Source organism: Pedobacter sp. 01N416, assembly GCF_056399685.1.
In genome coordinates this window covers 1-16,836 of record NZ_JBFTRT010000010.1, presented here as the reverse complement: position 1 = coordinate 16,836, position 16,836 = coordinate 1, and the positions used below count along the sequence as shown (strand labels likewise).

The following is a 16,836-nucleotide window of genomic DNA, read 5'->3' as shown; positions in this document are numbered from 1 at the left end:
CATGAAACCATCRTGATTTTTCAAATCACGTAGGGATTAGAAAAATCTGATAGCTTCATCACCGTTGCAGCTAATATATATACTCATGAAAAAGCACATTTTCTTCGACCTCGACCATACCATTTGGGATTTTGATCGCAATGCCGAAGAAACATTAGATGAGCTATACCAAACCTATAAACTAGAGGAGCTTGGCTTAAAATCGTGTGCCGATTTTATTACAATATATACCGAAAATAACCATCAGCTATGGGCCGATTACCATTTGGGGAAAATTACCAAAGATTTTTTAAGATCGGAAAGGTTTAACAAAACATTCATTCAATTAGGTATTCACCCTGATGCGGTACCTCATCAATTTGAGGACGATTATGTAAGTATCTCACCCACCAAAACCAATTTGTTCGATGGGGCAGAAAATGTTTTGGGCTACCTACAGCAAAAATATACCCTACATATTATTTCTAATGGCTTTAAGGAAACAACCTTAACCAAAATGAACCTCTCTAATCTTAATCCTTATTTCGAAAACGTAATTATCTCAGAAGATGTGGGTGTAAATAAACCTAACCCCATTATTTTTGAATATGCATTGGATAAAGCAAAGGCTTTAAAAGAAGAAAGTATTATGATCGGTGATAGCCTTGAAGCTGATATTTATGGTGCTTTAAATTTTGGTATGGAGGCTATATTTTTCAATCCTTTACAAAAGGAAAAACCTGGTGATGTGCAGAAAGAAATTATACATCTCGAAGAATTATTGAAACTTTTTTAGTTTTACCCTTTTTTGTTTGGTTTTGGCATTAGTTTGGCATTAGTTTAAAAACACACACAAATGAAACCTTAATTAAAATGAAGAAAACCATCTTTTTAGGATTGGCAATGCTTTTTGCTACCCTAAGTTTCGCTCAAAACAACCGCAGTTCTGCCGAAGTATTTCTGCAAATTACCAAACCGGGCAAGTATACAGTATACTTAGACGATGAAGTGGTGGGGTCAGCTACTGGCAGATTTCGTTTTTACGATGTATATAATTCTAAACCCGAGTTGTCTATAATGCAAGGCGATAGATTAATCCTAAGAGAGCGGATTAACGTAAATGCACAGGAGCGTCTCATTTTAGGTTACGATAACGGCAGGCTCAATGTAATTAAACAACTTAGCCTGTTTCGCAACAATCAATACGCTCTTGATGATTTTTATGGTTCTACGGGAGATCTCAATACAGGCCCTATTCAACCAACTCTAGCGGACCTAAACTATAGGCTATTATCGCCTGAAGCTTTTCAAGAATTTTATACCAGCTATAAAAAATCAAGTTTTGACAATGAAAGGGTGGGGCTCATCAACGCGGTAAATAAGAAAGCTTCATTTTCCAGTAGTCAATGCAAACTCATACTCAAAGCATTTACTTTCGATACTGAACGTTTAAAAACTGCCAAAAGCCTCTATCAAACGGTTGTAGATCCACAAAATTATTTTACAATCGCCGAAACATTCGAATTTTTCAACTATAAAGACGATTTCTTAAAATATTTGGAGAAACAGTAATTCAGCTTATCTTTATTAAATGACGGCTGCAAAAATAAAGGCATCGATACATAAAATTGTTGATGCCTATAAATCGAAATTATCTTACTATTCCGAGGATATTTTTCAAACCACGCCACCCATCGCCGGATGGAGTTACAGCGAAGTATATTCGCATATTTTCGATTCAAGCCTGCTCTCCTTAATTGCACTTGAACGTGCAGCAAGTGGTAAAGGTGAAAACAAACCCACACTTTTTATTGTAAAACTGATTTTGCTTTTAGGCACCCTGCCGCCGTCAAAAAAGTATAAAGTTCCGAAAAGACTGGCCGATCGTGTTAAAAAAATCAGCAAAACAGAAGCCCTCGATTTTATTTTAGAGTTTGAAAAAGGTCTTGATGATAATTATCCTCTAATTGCCCATGCAAAAGCCAATTGTAAAACAAAACACCCACGACTAGGTTATCTAAATGCCAAACAATGGCTAAGGTTTATCGAAATTCATTTAAAACATCACCTCAAGCAGCTAGAAAGAATAGAAAAGAGTTTTTAGACCTAAATTAATTTCGCCATATTTGAGTAAATTAATCTCAGTCCCATGAAAAACGCTTTTTACCTGTTAGCCCTAACGCTACTTTGCGCCTGTAATAGCGAAAAGAAAGAAACTGCTCAAGCTGTTATTCCAACACCTACGGGAATACAGGGACTTCAAAAAAGCAATACTGCGCAACCCGCAGCGCAAAGTGCCAAAACTAACCTAATTTTCAATCCGCCACATGGCGATGCCGGCCATACCTGTGCTTTAGCAGTTGGCGCACCATTACACCAAACAGCCGCCGTTCAACCACAAAAAAGCGCTACTCCACAACCGGTAACTGTTCCGGCGCCTCCTATGGTAAATACATCAGGTAAAAAACTTAATCCTAAACATGGAGAGCCTGGCCACAGGTGTGACATAGCTATTGGGGCACCCCTGGATAGCAAACCAACACAAGTAGTGACCACACAGCCTGCTGTAGTGAAACAAACTTTAGCGATAAAAACAGGAAAGGGTTTGAACCCACCTCACGGCCAGCCCAACCATCGCTGCGATATTGCTGTAGGCGCACCTTTAAACAGCAAACCTGCCCCGGTGGTAAATACTGTTCCTGTACCAACACCCGAAACCAAAACAACAGAAACAAAAGCGCTAGAGACAAAAAGTGAAGGGAAATAATAGTACATATATTGTGTACTTAATATTTTGAATATTCAGCACCTAACTTAACGCACATTTTTTTACATCTTTGCGTTAATGAAATTACCCGCCATAAAAGGTTTTGACCAAGAAGCACTAATAAAGTATTTTAAAAATACAGGAATGCTTTTGATCGGGAAAGTTGGCAGTTTAGGAATAAAAATGCTAACGAATATCGCGGTTGCAAACTATTTGCTGTCGTATGGTAATGGTATTCTCACTACATCAATCGCTTATGTTTTTTTATTCGCAGCATTGGCGGGCCTCGGCTTAGATCAGTTTATTGTAAAAGAACTTCACCAGTTTCCGCAGAAAAGGGATCAGATCTTAGGCACAGCATTTGGGTTGAAAGCTTTTGCAGGTTTTATGTGCATTCCTTTAATTTCACTTGCATGGCTCATTTACCCACTTGAGGACATCCAATATCAATTCATATTATTGCTTTCGTTTGTTGGTGTATTTCAATCTTTTACTGTAATCGATTCTTATTTTCAATCAGAAGTAAAATCCAAATACATTATGCAGGTGCAGATTATTGGGAATCTAGTTTCTGCTGCAATAAAAATTATTTTAATCTACACAAATTCGCCAATCAGCTATTTCTTTTTTGCTTTTCTTTTTGATACCGTTTTACTTTCTATAGGCTATATTATTACCTATAACAGAAAAAATAGAAGTATTCTGAATTGGAGATTTGAAAAAACATTGGCTAAAAAACTCTTCTCCCTTTCATGGCCACTGATCATTTCTGGCATAATGGTTTCAGTTTATATGAAAATTGATCAGATTATGCTTAAGCAGATTTTAGGTGCGAAAGGGACAGCCGAGGCGGGTGCTTATGCAACAGTGGTCAACTTTAGCGAGGCTTTAAACTTCGTCCCTGTTGCTATCGTTTCATCACTCTTTCCTGCAATTTTAAATGCGAGGAGAGATGATAAGGAACGTTATCAGAAGAGACTTCAGAATTTATACGATTTAATGGTTTGGTTAAGCTTAAGTTTTGCCATTTTTATAACTTTTGCCTCGCCGTTCATTTATAGTTATTTTAAACCAGAATTTGCTGATGCCGCACCTGTGTTGTCGGTTCATGTTTGGGGTTCTGCCTTCATATTTCTTGGTGTAGCAAGCGGACAGTATTTAATAGCAGAAAATTTTGGCCGGCTAACTTTTATCCGAACAGGAATAGGGGCGGTTGTAAATATCATTTTAAACATTATCCTTATCCCAAGAATGGGAATGATGGGTACAGCAATAGCTACAGTAATCGCATACTTTATTTCGGCCTTTTTTATACTATTTATCCCTAAACTTCGTCAACAAGGTATAATGATGTTAAAATCATTATTTTTGGTCACCGCATTTCAAAAAATATTTAAACGTTGAGTACTCTTAAAGCATTAACCACATTAATTGCAAAGCCAAGCAGGCTTAAGGCATTATTATCATACGGACATAAAGGCTATCTGAACAGCATTGGCTGGTTTACGGCTTTTGATAAAAAACAGGCCGTAGACGGGCAAGGAAAAGCATTGCCATGGGTAACCTATTCGTTTATCGATTTTATTAAAGAACGCATAAACAAAACACAGCATATTTTCGAATATGGCTCTGGCAGTTCTACTATTTTTTATGCTGAAAGGGCTGGTTCGGTAACTTCTGTAGAGCACGATAAAGGCTGGTTTGATAAAGTAAAAAATACAAGTCCGGCCAATGCTGAGATGATATTCTGCCATTTGGAAAAAGATGGGGAATATGCCAAAAAAGCAACCTTGCTCGATAAAAAATTCGACATTATTATTGTTGATGGGCGCGACCGTGTAAACTGTTGTAAATATAGCGCTGATGCACTATCAGAAAGCGGAGTATTAGTTTTGGATGATAGTGAACGTGAAGTATATCATCCTGCCCGTGTGCTTTTAAAGGCTCAAGGTTTCAAAGAAATCAGCTTCAGTGGGATTTCACCAGGCCTTTTTTACGAAAAAGCAACCTCAGTTTTTTATAAAACGGATAATTGTTTAGGTATTTAAATCAGTAAGCATCATGTTAAGCGAAGAAGTAAAAACGGCCTACGATAATTTTTATACCAATAGCGATGTAGCATGGAGAATGCTTGGCGCAAAATATAAAGCACAGAATATTGTTGATGTTTGCAAAGGGTTAAAGCCTAAAAAAGTGCTTGAGGTTGGCGCCGGAGATGGCAGCATTTTACATTTTTTAAATGAATGGCATTTCGCACCAGAACTGTATGCTTTAGAAATTGCACAAAGTGGTGTCGACATTATAAAAGACCGTAACCTCGCCAGTTTAAAAGAAGCACAAACTTTTGATGGGTATAAAATCCCTTATGAAGATGATGCATTTGATCTGATTATTCTTGCGCACGTTTTAGAACACGTAGAACACGAAAGGATCCTGATCCGTGAATTGAAAAGGGTAGCAAAATATATTGTTGTTGAAGTACCTAAAGATTATCGCTTTGGTGTAGACCAAAGAATGAAACATTTTCTGGATTATGGGCACATTAACATGTACACCCCAACTTCCTTGAGGTTCTTGCTGCAGAGTGAAGGTTTAGAAATTCTAGAAGATAAAGTTTCGATGACTGCACCAGAAACGGTAAAGTTTAATGAGTTTATTAATAGAAAAGCACCTAAAACTTTTTCTAAAAACTTAAAAATCGAACTGGAATACCAGATTAAAAAAACTTTGGGTAACTTGTTTGGGAAGAAAAAGCAAGAACAGTTTGCCAATGCCTATACGGTGTTAACCAAAAAATCTGACCATAATCTGCATATATTTTAGGAGTAGGGCGATCGTCATTTCGAGCGAAGTGCAACGAAGCCGAGAAATCTTATAGCTTGATTCTTAACATAATTTAAAGATTTCTCCATTCCGCGTTGCTCCAGTCGAAATGACGAAGAAACTGAGCAGTTTATTGATAAACTTAATTGATAAAAAACAAAAATGCAAAACCTTGCCCCAATAGCACTTTTCGTATACAACCGCCCGCAGCACACCGAGCGTACGTTACAATTCCTGCAACAAAATGAATTGGCAGCACAAAGCCATTTGTATATCTTTTCTGATGGTGCCAAAACAGATCAGGATAAAGAAACCGCGAAGAGGAAAAAGTAATGCATATTGGGGCCTACATGTATCCTCTAAAATCAGATCAACTTTCGCAATCGTTTTTCTACCGGGCGGCCACAAGTTGGGGTTGGGCCACATGGGGAAGGGCGTGGAAAAACTTCGAACCAGATATTAACATCCTTATAAAACAGTTTGATAAAAAGAAAAGAGCTGCATTTTCCATCGACAATAAAATGAACTTCTGGAAACAGATGTTAGCGTTTAAGAAGGGAAAAAACAACAGTTGGGCAATTAGATGGTATGCTTCTATCTTTTTAAAAGGAGGCATCACACTTAACCCATCGCAATCACTCGTTAACAATATTGGCCATGATGGCACTGGCGTGCACTCAGGAATAAATGATATCTACAACGTAATTATCAACCCCAAGCCCATTGTTGAGTTTCCGACCACAATAGCAGAAGACCCCATCGCATACAAAGCCATCAAAAGCTTTTTGATTAAACGGAAAGGCAATATGGTAACCCGTGTTAGGCGTTTTGTTAAAGAAAAGCTGGCACAATACTTTTCAAAGAAATAATTAAGCTGATATAGCTCACTGTTGTAGACAATTAAAAAAAATGACAAACCTTTTTTTAATTGTTCATGTTGCTTTTATACATCGAAACTATAAAATAAAAAAACATGAAAACGACAACAGCAACAGCAGAGGTATTAAACGATCTGGTTCAAATTAATAACGATCGTATTGAAGGTTATGAAAAAGCCCGTCAGGAATTAAAGGATGGAGATGCCGATCTGAAAACGCTATTTTTAAATATGATTGCCGAAAGTCAAAAATATAAAATGGCTTTGGCTGCAGAAGTAGCTGCATTGGGTGAGGATATCGAAACCGGAACAACAAACTCCGGAAAAATTTACCGGGCATGGATGGATGTTAAGGCATTATTTACCGGCCACGACCGTAAAACTGTTTTAAACAATTGTGAGTTTGGAGAAGATGCAGCACAAAATGCATATAAAATGGCATTAGAGGAAGAGGATATTCCTTCAAATATCAGAGATTTAATCTCTGACCAAAAAGCATCGTTAAGAGTATCGCATGATGAAATTAAAAGATTACGTGATGCTCAAGCATAAGTGACCGAGATAAAAACAGAAAAACCTCCTTCGATTTATTATCGGAGGAGGTTTTTTTATGGTGTTCCGTCATGCTGAACTTATTTTACAAGTAGAAGTAGCATTTTTAATTGTCTTGTAGCTACTACGTGGTCAGCATCTTTTTTTAAAGATCCTGAAATAAATTTACTTCGTAGCTTTCCGCTGCGCTACAGGTCAGGGTGACGATCTCTTAGGAACTAAATCAGTTAAGAATTACGACTCTAATTCCCGATCTAAATGTTCGGTAACGCGCTGGATCGTATTATCGATGGTGTTACTTAGAATCGTTAAATAAGAGCCTTTTTTAGCAGTTTCGATCGCGATCTGCAAACATTCGGTGCTTTTATTGTTAATGATGATCTCTTTATCCGGATCAACTTCCTTGATGCCTTTTACCAGCAGGTCAACCAGTTCTTGTTGTTGTCTGCCTCGGAGATATTTCTCCTGACAAATATAAATTTTATCAAACATCTGAGCAGAAATGCGGGCAGTTTCGATAATATCCTCATCTCTTCTATCTCCTGTTGCCGAAATAATACCTACATGTTCGGTTGCCTCTACACCTTGCAAGAAACCTTTTACGCCATTAAATCCGTCAGGGTTATGCGCAAAATCGACCAGTACCTTAAATTCTTTGAACCTGAAAATATTCATCCTTCCCGGGGTATGCGCCGCAGAAGGAATAAATGTTTCCAGCGATAAACGGATATCTTCAGGTTTATAGCCCCATAAATAGGTTGCCAGTGTTGCTGCAAGCACATTCTGGATCATAAAATTCACGGAACCACCAAAAGTTAATGGAATGTGCGTGGCTTTATCTACCCTCAATTTCCAGTCGCCTGTTTTAATGGTAATGTATCCGTTTTCATAAATGGCGGCAATTCCACCTTTTCTACAATGTTCTTTAATCACCGGATTATTTTCATCCATGCTAAAATAAGCAACATTACAGCGCGCATCTTTGCCAATGCGAACGCAATAACCATTATCGGCATTTAATACTGCCCAACCTTTACGGCGCACTGCCCCGATCACAACCGCTTTGACACGTGTCAGATCGTCAAGATTATGGATATCTGAAATACCCAAGTGATCTTCCTGGATATTGGTTACTACGCCAATATCACATGCATTAAATCCCAGTCCAGCTCTTAAAATTCCACCACGGGCGGTTTCTAATACCGCAAATTCAACTGTTGGATCTTTTAAAATGAACTCAGCACTTACCGGTCCAGTGGTATCACCTTTCATTAGCATCGTATTGTGCACATACACACCGTCACTGGTGGTAAAACCTACACGTTTACCATTACTTCTGATAATGTGCGCAATTAACCGTGTAGTAGTGGTTTTTCCGTTTGTTCCGGTTACAGCAATAATCGGAATCTGTGACAATTTTCCCTGTGGATACAGCATGTCAATAACCGATGCAGCTACGTTTCTAGGCAAGCCTTCACTTGGTGCAAGGTGCATCCTGAATCCTGGTGCTGCATTAACTTCCAAAACCACACCTCCGTTTTCGGTTAATGGCTGGGTAAGGTCTTGCGCCATGATATCGATACCGCAGATATCCAATCCGATTACCCTCGAAATCCTTTCACATATAAAAATATTCTGTGGATGTACAATGTCAGTTACATCGATAGATGTCCCGCCTGTACTTAAATTTGCAGTAGATTTTAAATAAACCACTTCTCCCTTTTCGGGAATAGTTTCTAAGGTATATTCTTTTTTGGCCAGCAGATCCAAAGTATCCCGGTCAACAGCAATTTCAGTTAGCACATTTTCGTGACCATAACCACGGCGTGGATCTTCATTCTCCTTATCGATCAATTCTTGGATCGTATGAATTCCATTGCCCTTAACATGTGCAGGATCGCGTTGTGCGGCAGCAATAACTTTATGATCGATTACCAGTACCCTAAAATCGAAACCGGTAATAAATTTTTCTATAATTACCTTTCGCGAATACGTTTTGGCGTATTCGAAAGCGGCAACCGCATCTTCCATCGTTTTCACATTAATGGTTGCACCTTTACCGTGGTTGCCATCAAGTGGTTTAAAAACTAAAGGAAATCCAACCTTTTTAACAGATGCTTCCAGATCATCAGGATTTGAAATCGTTACTCCAGAGGCTACCGGAATGGCAGCTTCGGTAAGCAAACGTTTTGTCTCTTCCTTGTTGCTGGCAATATCTACAGCGATGCTACTTGTTTTTTCGGTCATGGTAGCCCTAAAACGTACCTGATTTTTACCGTATCCCAATTGCACCAAAGAGCTTTTATTTAATCTGATCCATGGAATACTTCTACTTACGGCTTCCTCCACAATAGAACCTGTACTTGGCCCTAATGCTTCCAGCTCACGTATTTCCTTCATCCTTCGGATGTCGTGCTCCAAATCGTACTCTTCGTTATTAATCAGGGCTTCGGCAATTTTAACTGCAGCTTCAGCAGCGTAAACACCAACCTTTTCTTCCAGATAACTGAATACCACATTATAAATGCCTTCAGTTTTAGTTTGGCGGGTTCTGCCGAAACCAGTTTCCATGCCCGCCAAAGTTTGAATTTCCAAGGCAATATGTTCAATTACATGCCCCATCCATGTCCCTTCTTTTACCCGGGTGAAAAAGCCACCTTCAACTCCCTTAGAACAGCGATGTGTAAACATGCTGGGTAACAATTTCTCTATCCGCTCACTAAATCCCTCAATAACGTTAGTTGGTTTTTGCTCCAAATCTTCCAGATCTAAACGCATCTGGATCAGTTTTTTCCGGCTAATTGACCATATGTTTGGCCCTCTTAATACTTGTATGTTTGATATCTTCATGTAATGTTTTGTTCGTTTTTTATTTAAACAAGCGTTTGGGACAGCCTTTTTAACTCAATTTTTAGAATAAAATTGATGACGGTAAATTATGCATTTATTTTGAAATTAGACGTTCCATTTAGCTAAATCAATTTTAAGGTGTATTTGTTTTATTTTCAAGCACAATCCTGTTAATTTTAGGTTATAATATTTTAACGTTTGTTAATAAATTGAATATTCTTGACAAAAAAAGTCGTGTTTTTTATCATAAGCCTATATATTTGGGTTTTTTGATACAATTATAATACACAAAGAATGGTTCCGAAAGGTAAACTCATCATCATTGGTGGCGCAATAAACACAGGTAGCTTCGCAGAAACGCAATTCGGACTACCTGAGAATATGAATTTTTTTGAGCGTGGAATTTTAAAACGGATTACTACAGAATCATTAAGAGATACTCAATCTCGCTTCGAGATCATCACTACAGCATCATTAATGCCCGAAAAGGTTGGTGAAGAATATATCAAGGCTTATGCACAATTAGACGTGCACAATGTTGGTGTGCTTAACATTACCAACCGTGAAGAAGCCAATTCAGATGAAAATTATGAACGTATCAAAGCAGCCGAAGTAATTATTTTTACCGGTGGTGATCAGCTCCGTCTTTCTTCAATTTTTGGTGGAACAAAAATCCATCAAATATTACTAGAGAAATACAGAAATGAACCTGTAGTAATTGCCGGTACTTCTGCAGGGGCGGCCGCAAGCTCTAAAAACATGATTTATCAGGGTAGCAGTAAAGATGCTTTGCTTAAGGGAGAGGTTAAAATTACCGGCGGATTAGGCTTTATTGATGATGTTATTGTTGATACACATTTTGTTCAACGCGGAAGAATTGGCCGCTTGTTATATGCCGCTGCCAGCAATCCTGGTATATTAGGGATTGGTCTTGGTGAAGATACGGGGCTTTTCATCTCTGATGGCCATACGATGGAAGCAATCGGCTCTGGCATGGTAATTTTAGTAGATGGCCGCAATATGGCCGATACCAATTTAACAGACGTAGAGATGGGTCAGCCTGTTTCAATTAAAAACATGGTGGTACATGTAATGTGCGATGGCGACGTTTATGATTTAACAAACCATAGCTTAGTAATCCATCATCCAAAGGTTGTTCCGGTAGGGTAATTCAGTTGGCAGTTAACAGTGGGCGATTTTCAGTTAGGACTTACCCAATCTTGATACTCGCTACTTATTTACTACAATACTCAAAAAAATGAAATTAATCATACACGGCGGCTTCTTCAGCGAATCGTCTACCAACCAGGAAACGAAAAAGGCTAAACAAGATGCTTTGGCTTCGATTGTTACGCTCGGACACGAGTATCTGAAAACACATACTGCTTTAGAAACCGTGGTGTATACTGTTGCGCTATTAGAAGATAACGAACTGTTTAACGCTGGTATCGGTTCGCAGATTCAAAGCGATGGAAAAGTGAGGTTGAGCGCAGCCCTAATGGATGGTAAAACAGAAAAATTTAGTGGTGTAATTAATGTAGAAGATGTTAAAAATCCTATACAGATTGCGCAGAGTTTATTAACATATGATGACCGGGTACTTAGTGGTGATGGTGCCCGGCAATTTGCCAGAACAAATGGATTTGAATATTTCAATCCGATTACCCCACAGCGCCAATCAGAATACGAAGCTAAATTAAACCAAAAGAACAATAAAGGAACGGTAGGCTGTGTAGCACTCGATGCAGATGGAAATTTAGCAGCAGCAACCTCCACCGGGGGAAAAGGATTCGAAATCCCTTGCCGGGTGAGTGACTCTGCAACCGTGGCAGGCAACTATGCCAATCAATATGCAGGTATTTCTTGTACCGGAGTAGGTGAAGATATTGTAAGCGGTGCCTTAGCCGCAAAAATTGTAACCCGTGTTACCGATGGTTTTTCTTTAAAGGAAGCATCAGATAAATCTTTTGCCGAACTTAAAGCTTTTGATGGCTTTGCGGGCGTTGTAGGCATTTCTGTAGCAGGCGAAGTGTACCATTGCGACTCGCATCCATACATGGTTTGGGCATCTTTTGATGTTAATTTACAGGTATTTAGCTAAAATTAGATTTAAAGTATTATTTTTGTTGCATGACCAAGATTGTATTGGCTTTAATTGGCCTTTTTGCATCATTACAACTACAAGCTCAAAATATAGATAAATCTGAGATCCAAGAACCTAACGGTAGTGCTATAAATATAGCGGTATCTAAATTTGACCTGGAAGACGGCAATTCTTTTTTTGAGGAAGCAGAAGATTTAGAGCGAAAAGGCGATTTCAACGAAGCCCTCACCTTATTTGGCAAAGCCGCTTTCGAATATAATGCCGTAAAAAACTTCAACAGGTACGGACAGGCCGTTATCAAGATGAGCAGTATGCATTATCAACTTGGCCGTTTCACTGATGCAGAGCAGATTCTTTTAAATGTGGCTTTAAAAAATTATTCTAAAACCGGAAACAGAGCAGGAGTAATGAACACCTATAACCTTTTAGGCAAAGTTTATCTGGCCAATACCAAGTATACCCAATCGATGTGGTTTTACACCCAACAGGGTATATTGGCAAAACAGCTAAAAAGCAACAATTCATATATCGAATCTATTTTAGGCATTGTTCAGGTTAAAATCAAAAAGAAAGATTTTACGCTTGCCCTGAGAGATCTGAAATCTGCCGAATGGCTTGCCAACTCGATTAAAACCACCCAGTACAAAACGCAAATCAAAGATGCCAGGGAAATGATCGCCAGCAAAACCACCAGTAAAAAGGTAAACCCAAGCTAGTTTAGATACTTATTTTTCTTTAAATCTTCCTACATCACTAATAATATAGCCCTTAAAGGTCTGTAATTGGTCAAATTTTGAGTATCGATCAAAACAAAAAATAACGCTCAACGTTCTACATAAGAAATTGTTAAATAAAAAGTTTTGCTAAAATGGTATCATATTGGCTATATAGAATTGGAAATGGATTTTAAATCATTTAAAGAGATGTTAAAGAGAATATTTTTTGTAATTTTTACTGCGGCAGTACTTGCTTGTCATGCTGCACCTAAAACTCAGCCAATGGTTGAGGGTGTTACCAACGTAAAACCTGATGAGCAGCAACAACTTGTTATAAAAGAGGTTGTAAATTTGATTGAGAGTTATAATTATAAAAAAATTCAGATCAATGATTCTATATCTTCGATCATTTTAGATAAGTATATCAAGTCTTTAGATCAGGGTAAAAATTACTTTTTGGCTTCGGATATCAAAGAATTTGAAAAATACAGATATACTTTGGATGATGATTTCAAAAATGGCGATTTAAGCGGGCCGTTTTTCATCTATAACGTCTATGCCAAAAGGTTAAATGAATATTTTACCTATTCTTTAGCACAGATTAAAACTAAATATGATTTTAATCAAACCGACAGTTATGTATATGACCGGGAGAAGCAGCCTTGGGCAACTTCTTCAGCAGCATTAAACGATACCTGGAAAAAACGTGTTAAATACGAACTGATCAATTTAAATTTAGCTGGAACAGCAGAAGCAAAGAACGTAGAAACGTTAACTAAACGCTATCAGAACCTACAGTCGCAAACTTCAAAAACCAATAATCAGGATGTATTCCAGATTTTGATGGATGCTTTTACCGAATCTATTGATCCACATACCAATTATTTTAACCCAACCAACGCAGCAGCATTTAACGAAGATATGTCCCGTTCTTTCGAAGGTATTGGCGCCCGTTTACAATTAGAAAACGAGGTAGTTAAAATCTCAGAAATTATTGCTGGCGGACCTGCATTTAAAGGAAAACAACTGAGTGCTGGCGATCGTATTATTGCTGTAGCCCAGGGTGATGGAGAATTTGTTGACGTAGTGGGTTGGAGATTGGATAACACCGTATCGAAAATTAAAGGTCCGAAAGGAACCAAGGTGCGTTTAAAAGTTATCCCTGTTGGAAAAGAAATGTCTTCTAAACCAGTTATTATCGAATTGGTTCGCGATAAAATTGTTTTGGAAGAAACATCTGCCAAGAAAAAAGTTAAAACCATTAACAGTAATGGCAAAGATTATAAAATCGGGATTATTACCCTACCAGCGTTCTATGCGGATTTTAAAGCAGCAAATGCAGGTGATAAAAACTACAAAAGCACTACCCGCGATGTTAGAAAACTAATCGACTCGTTAAAAACATATGATAAGGTAAATGCAATCGTAATGGATTTACGTGGAAATGGTGGAGGCTCATTAGTTGAAGCGATCTCTTTAACTGGTTTATTTATAGATAGAGGGCCTGTAGTTCAGGTGAAAGATTTACGCGGTAAAATTGAAGTGGACGAGGATGAAAATAGCGGTGTAACCTGGGATGGGCCTTTTGGTGTAATTGTAGATCGTTTAAGCGCATCTGCATCAGAAATTTTCGCTGGTGCAATACAGGATTACGGCCGTGGTATTATTATGGGTAGCCAAACTTATGGTAAAGGTACCGTTCAATCTTCTATCGATTTAAACAAATTGGTAAACCCAAGTATGTTACAAAGGGTAGCAGGATTAATTTCTAAAGACAAAACCGTTGGCACATCGCCAAGCGGAGCAAGCCCGGCTGATATTAACTTAGGTCAGATTAACCTAACCATGGCCAAATTTTACCGTGTTGCAGGAAGCAGCACTCAGCATAAAGGTGTAACACCTGATGTTGTTTTCCCTTCAGTTTATCCGATGGATAAAATTGGAGAAGATACTGAATCATCTGCCTTACCATGGGACGTTATTCCAAACTCCAGCTTTAAAGCAGTTGCGAATCTGACCCCTGTTAAAGCACAGTTGGTTAAAAACAGCGAGCAGCGTATCGCAAACTCATTGGATTTTAAGTACCTGAAACAAGATATTGCCGATCTTAAAAAACGTGACAATGAAGTTTCTGTCACCTTAAATGAGGCAAAGCTTAAAGCTGAGCGCGACGCACAAGAAGCTAAAACACTTGCCAGACAGAATGAATTAAGGGCATTAAGAGGATTACCTGCCATTAAAAAAGGAGATAAAATTACCAAGCAAGATGCTTTCGATTTTATTGAAGATGAATCGTTAAAAGTAATGGGCGATTTTATGCAACAATCTGGTAACTATGTGATGAACTTAGGCTTGATGCCAAAGAATAACTAAGAAGAAATATTTCTATGGAAAGGCTGCTTTAGCAAAAACTAAAGCGGCCTTTTTGTTATTTCGGTGGTGTCAGATATTCCTATCTGACACTAAACCATCTTTGTTTTTAATCTATTTAACTGTCAGATGGCAACATCCGACAGCACGACAAAAGACCTCGTAGGTTTAAAACACTTATTTCTTCGCCGTTGGTTCAGTCTGTTTATTCAACTGCATGGCCATCATCTCTTTCATGGTTTTATTCATGCCATCGGCACTACCATCAAGAAAAATAACGTTTCCATCTCCGTTTTCTGCAAAATGTTTAATCGATTCAGTCCACATGGTAAATAAGATTACCGAAATATCCAGGTTGGCCTGCTCCATTTCCTGAGCGGCTTTACTCATACCATGAGCCACCTCTGCACGGAATAAAGCGATACCCTGCCCGCGTAACTGTGCAGCCTCGCGCTCGGCTGTAGCTGCAATTTTAATCGCATTACCATCCGCTTCGGCAGCTTTGGTTTTAGTAATTAATAATGCCTGCCCTTCGTTCTCAGCCGCTGCTTTTAAGTTGTTTGAAGCTACCACACGACTCATTGAACGCATAATTTCCTCATCAAAGGTAATATCATTCAATTGAAGATCCTGAAGATGATAACCCCATCCATCTAAAACCTGATCGATCTGCTCCTTAACGTGAAGTACAATTTCGTTGCGTTGGGCCAATACATTTGCCTGCTTTTGCGTAGCCACATACGCCCTGATCGAACCTTCAATGGTCCTGATTAGTGCCTGCATTAAGTTGGTCGCATCTACAAACTTAAAAGCTACATTTTTGATCGTTTCTTCATCCTGGTTTACCACAGAATATAATAGCATCGCCTTAAAATATACATTGGCCTGATCTTGTGTTACCGCTTGAAACGACAGCTTCTAACTAACTTATATACAATGAAAACTAAATTATTTCTTCCGGCGGCCGGCGTATTGCTTTTTGCTGCCTGCCAGAATAAAAGCCATCAAGATGCCGATGTGGTGAATGCACGCACCGAATTTTTCGATAAAGCCGGCATGGATACCACTGTAAAACCTGGCGATAACTTTTTCCTGTATGCCAATGGGAAATGGATGAAAAACACTGAAATTCCTAAAACAGAAACAGGCTGGGGTTCTTTTTATACTTTATATAACGATAACCTGAAAAATCTGAACAGCATTCTTGAAAGTGCTTCAAAAGCTAATGCTGCCAAAGGAAGTACTGAACAAAAAGTTGGCGATTTCTATACCAGTGGAATGGATACCCTTACCATTGAGAAATTGGGCATCGAACCTATAAAGCCGCTCTTAAATAAAATAGATGGGATTAAAAACGATAAGGATTTAATCAATTTTGTTGTCAACGGCTATAAAGATGGTGAGGGAGATTTATTGGGCTTTGGTGTAGAACCAGATGATAAATTAAGCACTAAAAATGCTTTGTCATTTTCGCAGGCCGGTCTCACCCTGCCTGATCGCAGCTATTATTTAGAACAGGATGATAAGGCAAAAAAAATCAGAGCCGAGTACATTAAATACATCACAAAAATTTTTAGCCTGGCAGGCGATTCTGCCAATGCAGCTAAATATGCCGACAATATTTTAAAACTGGAAACAGCTATTGCGCAATCGCATTCTACTCCTGTTCAACTGCGCGATCCACAGAAAAATTATAACAAAATGACCGTGGCTGACTTTCAAAAGCAGACGCCGAACATTGAGTGGAAATCTGTTTTAAGTAAATTGGGGGCAAGTACGGATACCGTTATTGTAAGGC

17 protein-coding genes are annotated in these 16,836 nt (G+C 38.5%); 15 read left to right on the top strand and 2 right to left on the bottom strand.

All coding sequences use genetic code 11. From position 1 onward, the window contains the following. Positions 1 to 85 precede the first annotated feature (85 nt). The 10 genes from AC1DND_RS01300 (at position 86) to AC1DND_RS01255 (ending at position 6,998) form a co-directional block, all read left to right on the top strand. Positions 86 to 775: a YjjG family noncanonical pyrimidine nucleotidase gene (locus tag AC1DND_RS01300; protein WP_477578456.1), complete on the top strand. Its 690-nt coding sequence runs from the start codon at positions 86 to 88 to the stop codon at positions 773 to 775. A gap of 77 nt (positions 776 to 852) precedes the next feature. Further along, the gene (locus tag AC1DND_RS01295) at positions 853 to 1,551 is read left to right on the top strand and encodes a DUF4476 domain-containing protein (protein ID WP_477578454.1); all 699 of its coding nucleotides are present in this window, start codon (positions 853 to 855) and stop codon (positions 1,549 to 1,551) included. Between the two features lie 19 nt (positions 1,552 to 1,570). Continuing rightward, complete coding sequence (locus AC1DND_RS01290) at positions 1,571 to 2,083, top strand: DUF1569 domain-containing protein (protein WP_477578452.1); 513 nt, start codon at positions 1,571 to 1,573, stop codon at positions 2,081 to 2,083. Positions 2,084 to 2,128: 45 nt separating this feature from the next. Continuing rightward, positions 2,129 to 2,746 carry a hypothetical protein gene (locus tag AC1DND_RS01285; RefSeq protein WP_477578450.1) on the top strand — a complete coding sequence of 206 codons (618 nt, stop codon included), beginning with the start codon at positions 2,129 to 2,131 and terminating at the stop codon, positions 2,744 to 2,746. A gap of 78 nt (positions 2,747 to 2,824) precedes the next feature. Next, a complete protein-coding gene (locus AC1DND_RS01280) occupies positions 2,825 to 4,150 on the top strand; it encodes a flippase (protein WP_477578448.1) in 1,326 nt (441 codons plus the stop codon). After that, positions 4,147 to 4,794 (top strand): class I SAM-dependent methyltransferase, encoded by a 648-nt coding sequence (locus AC1DND_RS01275; protein WP_477578447.1) that lies wholly within the window; start codon positions 4,147 to 4,149, stop codon positions 4,792 to 4,794. The genes AC1DND_RS01280 and AC1DND_RS01275 overlap by 4 nt, the downstream gene beginning before the upstream one ends. Before the next feature lie 13 nt (positions 4,795 to 4,807). Next, on the top strand, positions 4,808 to 5,569 hold the full coding sequence (locus tag AC1DND_RS01270) for a class I SAM-dependent methyltransferase (RefSeq protein WP_477578445.1): 762 nt from the start codon (positions 4,808 to 4,810) through the stop codon (positions 5,567 to 5,569). Between the two features lie 162 nt (positions 5,570 to 5,731). Further along, positions 5,732 to 5,902: a hypothetical protein gene (locus AC1DND_RS01265; protein WP_477578443.1), complete on the top strand. Its 171-nt coding sequence runs from the start codon at positions 5,732 to 5,734 to the stop codon at positions 5,900 to 5,902. A gap of 17 nt (positions 5,903 to 5,919) precedes the next feature. Then, positions 5,920 to 6,438, top strand: coding sequence for a hypothetical protein (locus AC1DND_RS01260; RefSeq protein WP_477578441.1), 519 nt, complete (start codon positions 5,920 to 5,922; stop codon positions 6,436 to 6,438). A 104-nt stretch (positions 6,439 to 6,542) separates the two neighbouring features. Continuing rightward, a complete protein-coding gene (locus AC1DND_RS01255) occupies positions 6,543 to 6,998 on the top strand; it encodes a PA2169 family four-helix-bundle protein (protein ID WP_477578439.1) in 456 nt (151 codons plus the stop codon). A gap of 234 nt (positions 6,999 to 7,232) precedes the next feature. On the opposite strand, the gene cphA is transcribed toward AC1DND_RS01255, so the two are convergent. After that, on the bottom strand, positions 7,233 to 9,848 hold the full coding sequence (gene cphA, locus AC1DND_RS01250; protein ID WP_477578437.1) for a cyanophycin synthetase: 2,616 nt from the start codon (positions 9,846 to 9,848) through the stop codon (positions 7,233 to 7,235). A gap of 294 nt (positions 9,849 to 10,142) precedes the next feature. Here cphA and AC1DND_RS01245 point away from each other — a divergent pair, with 294 nt between their 5' ends. From AC1DND_RS01245 to AC1DND_RS01230, 4 genes are all read left to right on the top strand, one after another. Continuing rightward, positions 10,143 to 11,018: a cyanophycinase gene (locus AC1DND_RS01245; protein WP_477578435.1), complete on the top strand. Its 876-nt coding sequence runs from the start codon at positions 10,143 to 10,145 to the stop codon at positions 11,016 to 11,018. A gap of 88 nt (positions 11,019 to 11,106) precedes the next feature. Next, entirely contained in the window at positions 11,107 to 11,949 is an 843-nt protein-coding gene (locus AC1DND_RS01240) for an isoaspartyl peptidase/L-asparaginase (protein WP_477578433.1), read from the top strand. Positions 11,950 to 11,978: 29 nt separating this feature from the next. Continuing rightward, complete coding sequence (locus AC1DND_RS01235; RefSeq protein WP_477578432.1) at positions 11,979 to 12,668, top strand: hypothetical protein; 690 nt, start codon at positions 11,979 to 11,981, stop codon at positions 12,666 to 12,668. 207 nt (positions 12,669 to 12,875) lie between these two features. Beyond that, positions 12,876 to 15,041 carry a carboxy terminal-processing peptidase gene (locus AC1DND_RS01230; RefSeq protein ID WP_477578430.1) on the top strand — a complete coding sequence of 722 codons (2,166 nt, stop codon included), beginning with the start codon at positions 12,876 to 12,878 and terminating at the stop codon, positions 15,039 to 15,041. A 174-nt stretch (positions 15,042 to 15,215) separates the two neighbouring features. Here AC1DND_RS01230 and AC1DND_RS01225 read toward each other — a convergent pair whose 3' ends face one another. Then, positions 15,216 to 15,953: an SPFH domain-containing protein gene (locus tag AC1DND_RS01225; protein WP_477578482.1), complete on the bottom strand. Its 738-nt coding sequence runs from the start codon at positions 15,951 to 15,953 to the stop codon at positions 15,216 to 15,218. A gap of 21 nt (positions 15,954 to 15,974) precedes the next feature. Here AC1DND_RS01225 and AC1DND_RS01220 point away from each other — a divergent pair. Beyond that, positions 15,975 to 16,836, top strand: an 862-nt coding sequence (locus AC1DND_RS01220) for a M13 family metallopeptidase (protein ID WP_477578428.1), incomplete at its 3' end; no start/stop codon positions are given.

Excerpts from the sequence above, each read along its gene's own strand:
- AC1DND_RS01300 (WP_477578456.1), top strand. The coding sequence starts at position 86 with ATGAAAAAGCACATTTTCTTCGACCTCGACCATACCATTTGGGATTTT.
- AC1DND_RS01295 (WP_477578454.1), top strand. The coding sequence starts at position 853 with ATGAAGAAAACCATCTTTTTAGGATTGGCAATGCTTTTTGCTACCCTA.
- AC1DND_RS01290 (WP_477578452.1), top strand. The coding sequence starts at position 1,571 with ATGACGGCTGCAAAAATAAAGGCATCGATACATAAAATTGTTGATGCC.
- AC1DND_RS01285 (WP_477578450.1), top strand. The coding sequence starts at position 2,129 with ATGAAAAACGCTTTTTACCTGTTAGCCCTAACGCTACTTTGCGCCTGT.
- AC1DND_RS01280 (WP_477578448.1), top strand. The coding sequence starts at position 2,825 with ATGAAATTACCCGCCATAAAAGGTTTTGACCAAGAAGCACTAATAAAG.
- AC1DND_RS01270 (WP_477578445.1), top strand. The coding sequence starts at position 4,808 with ATGTTAAGCGAAGAAGTAAAAACGGCCTACGATAATTTTTATACCAAT.
- AC1DND_RS01265 (WP_477578443.1), top strand. The coding sequence starts at position 5,732 with ATGCAAAACCTTGCCCCAATAGCACTTTTCGTATACAACCGCCCGCAG.
- AC1DND_RS01260 (WP_477578441.1), top strand. The coding sequence starts at position 5,920 with ATGTATCCTCTAAAATCAGATCAACTTTCGCAATCGTTTTTCTACCGG.
- AC1DND_RS01255 (WP_477578439.1), top strand. The coding sequence starts at position 6,543 with ATGAAAACGACAACAGCAACAGCAGAGGTATTAAACGATCTGGTTCAA.
- cphA (WP_477578437.1), bottom strand. The coding sequence starts at position 9,848 with ATGAAGATATCAAACATACAAGTATTAAGAGGGCCAAACATATGGTCA.
- AC1DND_RS01245 (WP_477578435.1), top strand. The coding sequence starts at position 10,143 with ATGGTTCCGAAAGGTAAACTCATCATCATTGGTGGCGCAATAAACACA.
- AC1DND_RS01240 (WP_477578433.1), top strand. The coding sequence starts at position 11,107 with ATGAAATTAATCATACACGGCGGCTTCTTCAGCGAATCGTCTACCAAC.
- AC1DND_RS01235 (WP_477578432.1), top strand. The coding sequence starts at position 11,979 with ATGACCAAGATTGTATTGGCTTTAATTGGCCTTTTTGCATCATTACAA.
- AC1DND_RS01230 (WP_477578430.1), top strand. The coding sequence starts at position 12,876 with ATGTTAAAGAGAATATTTTTTGTAATTTTTACTGCGGCAGTACTTGCT.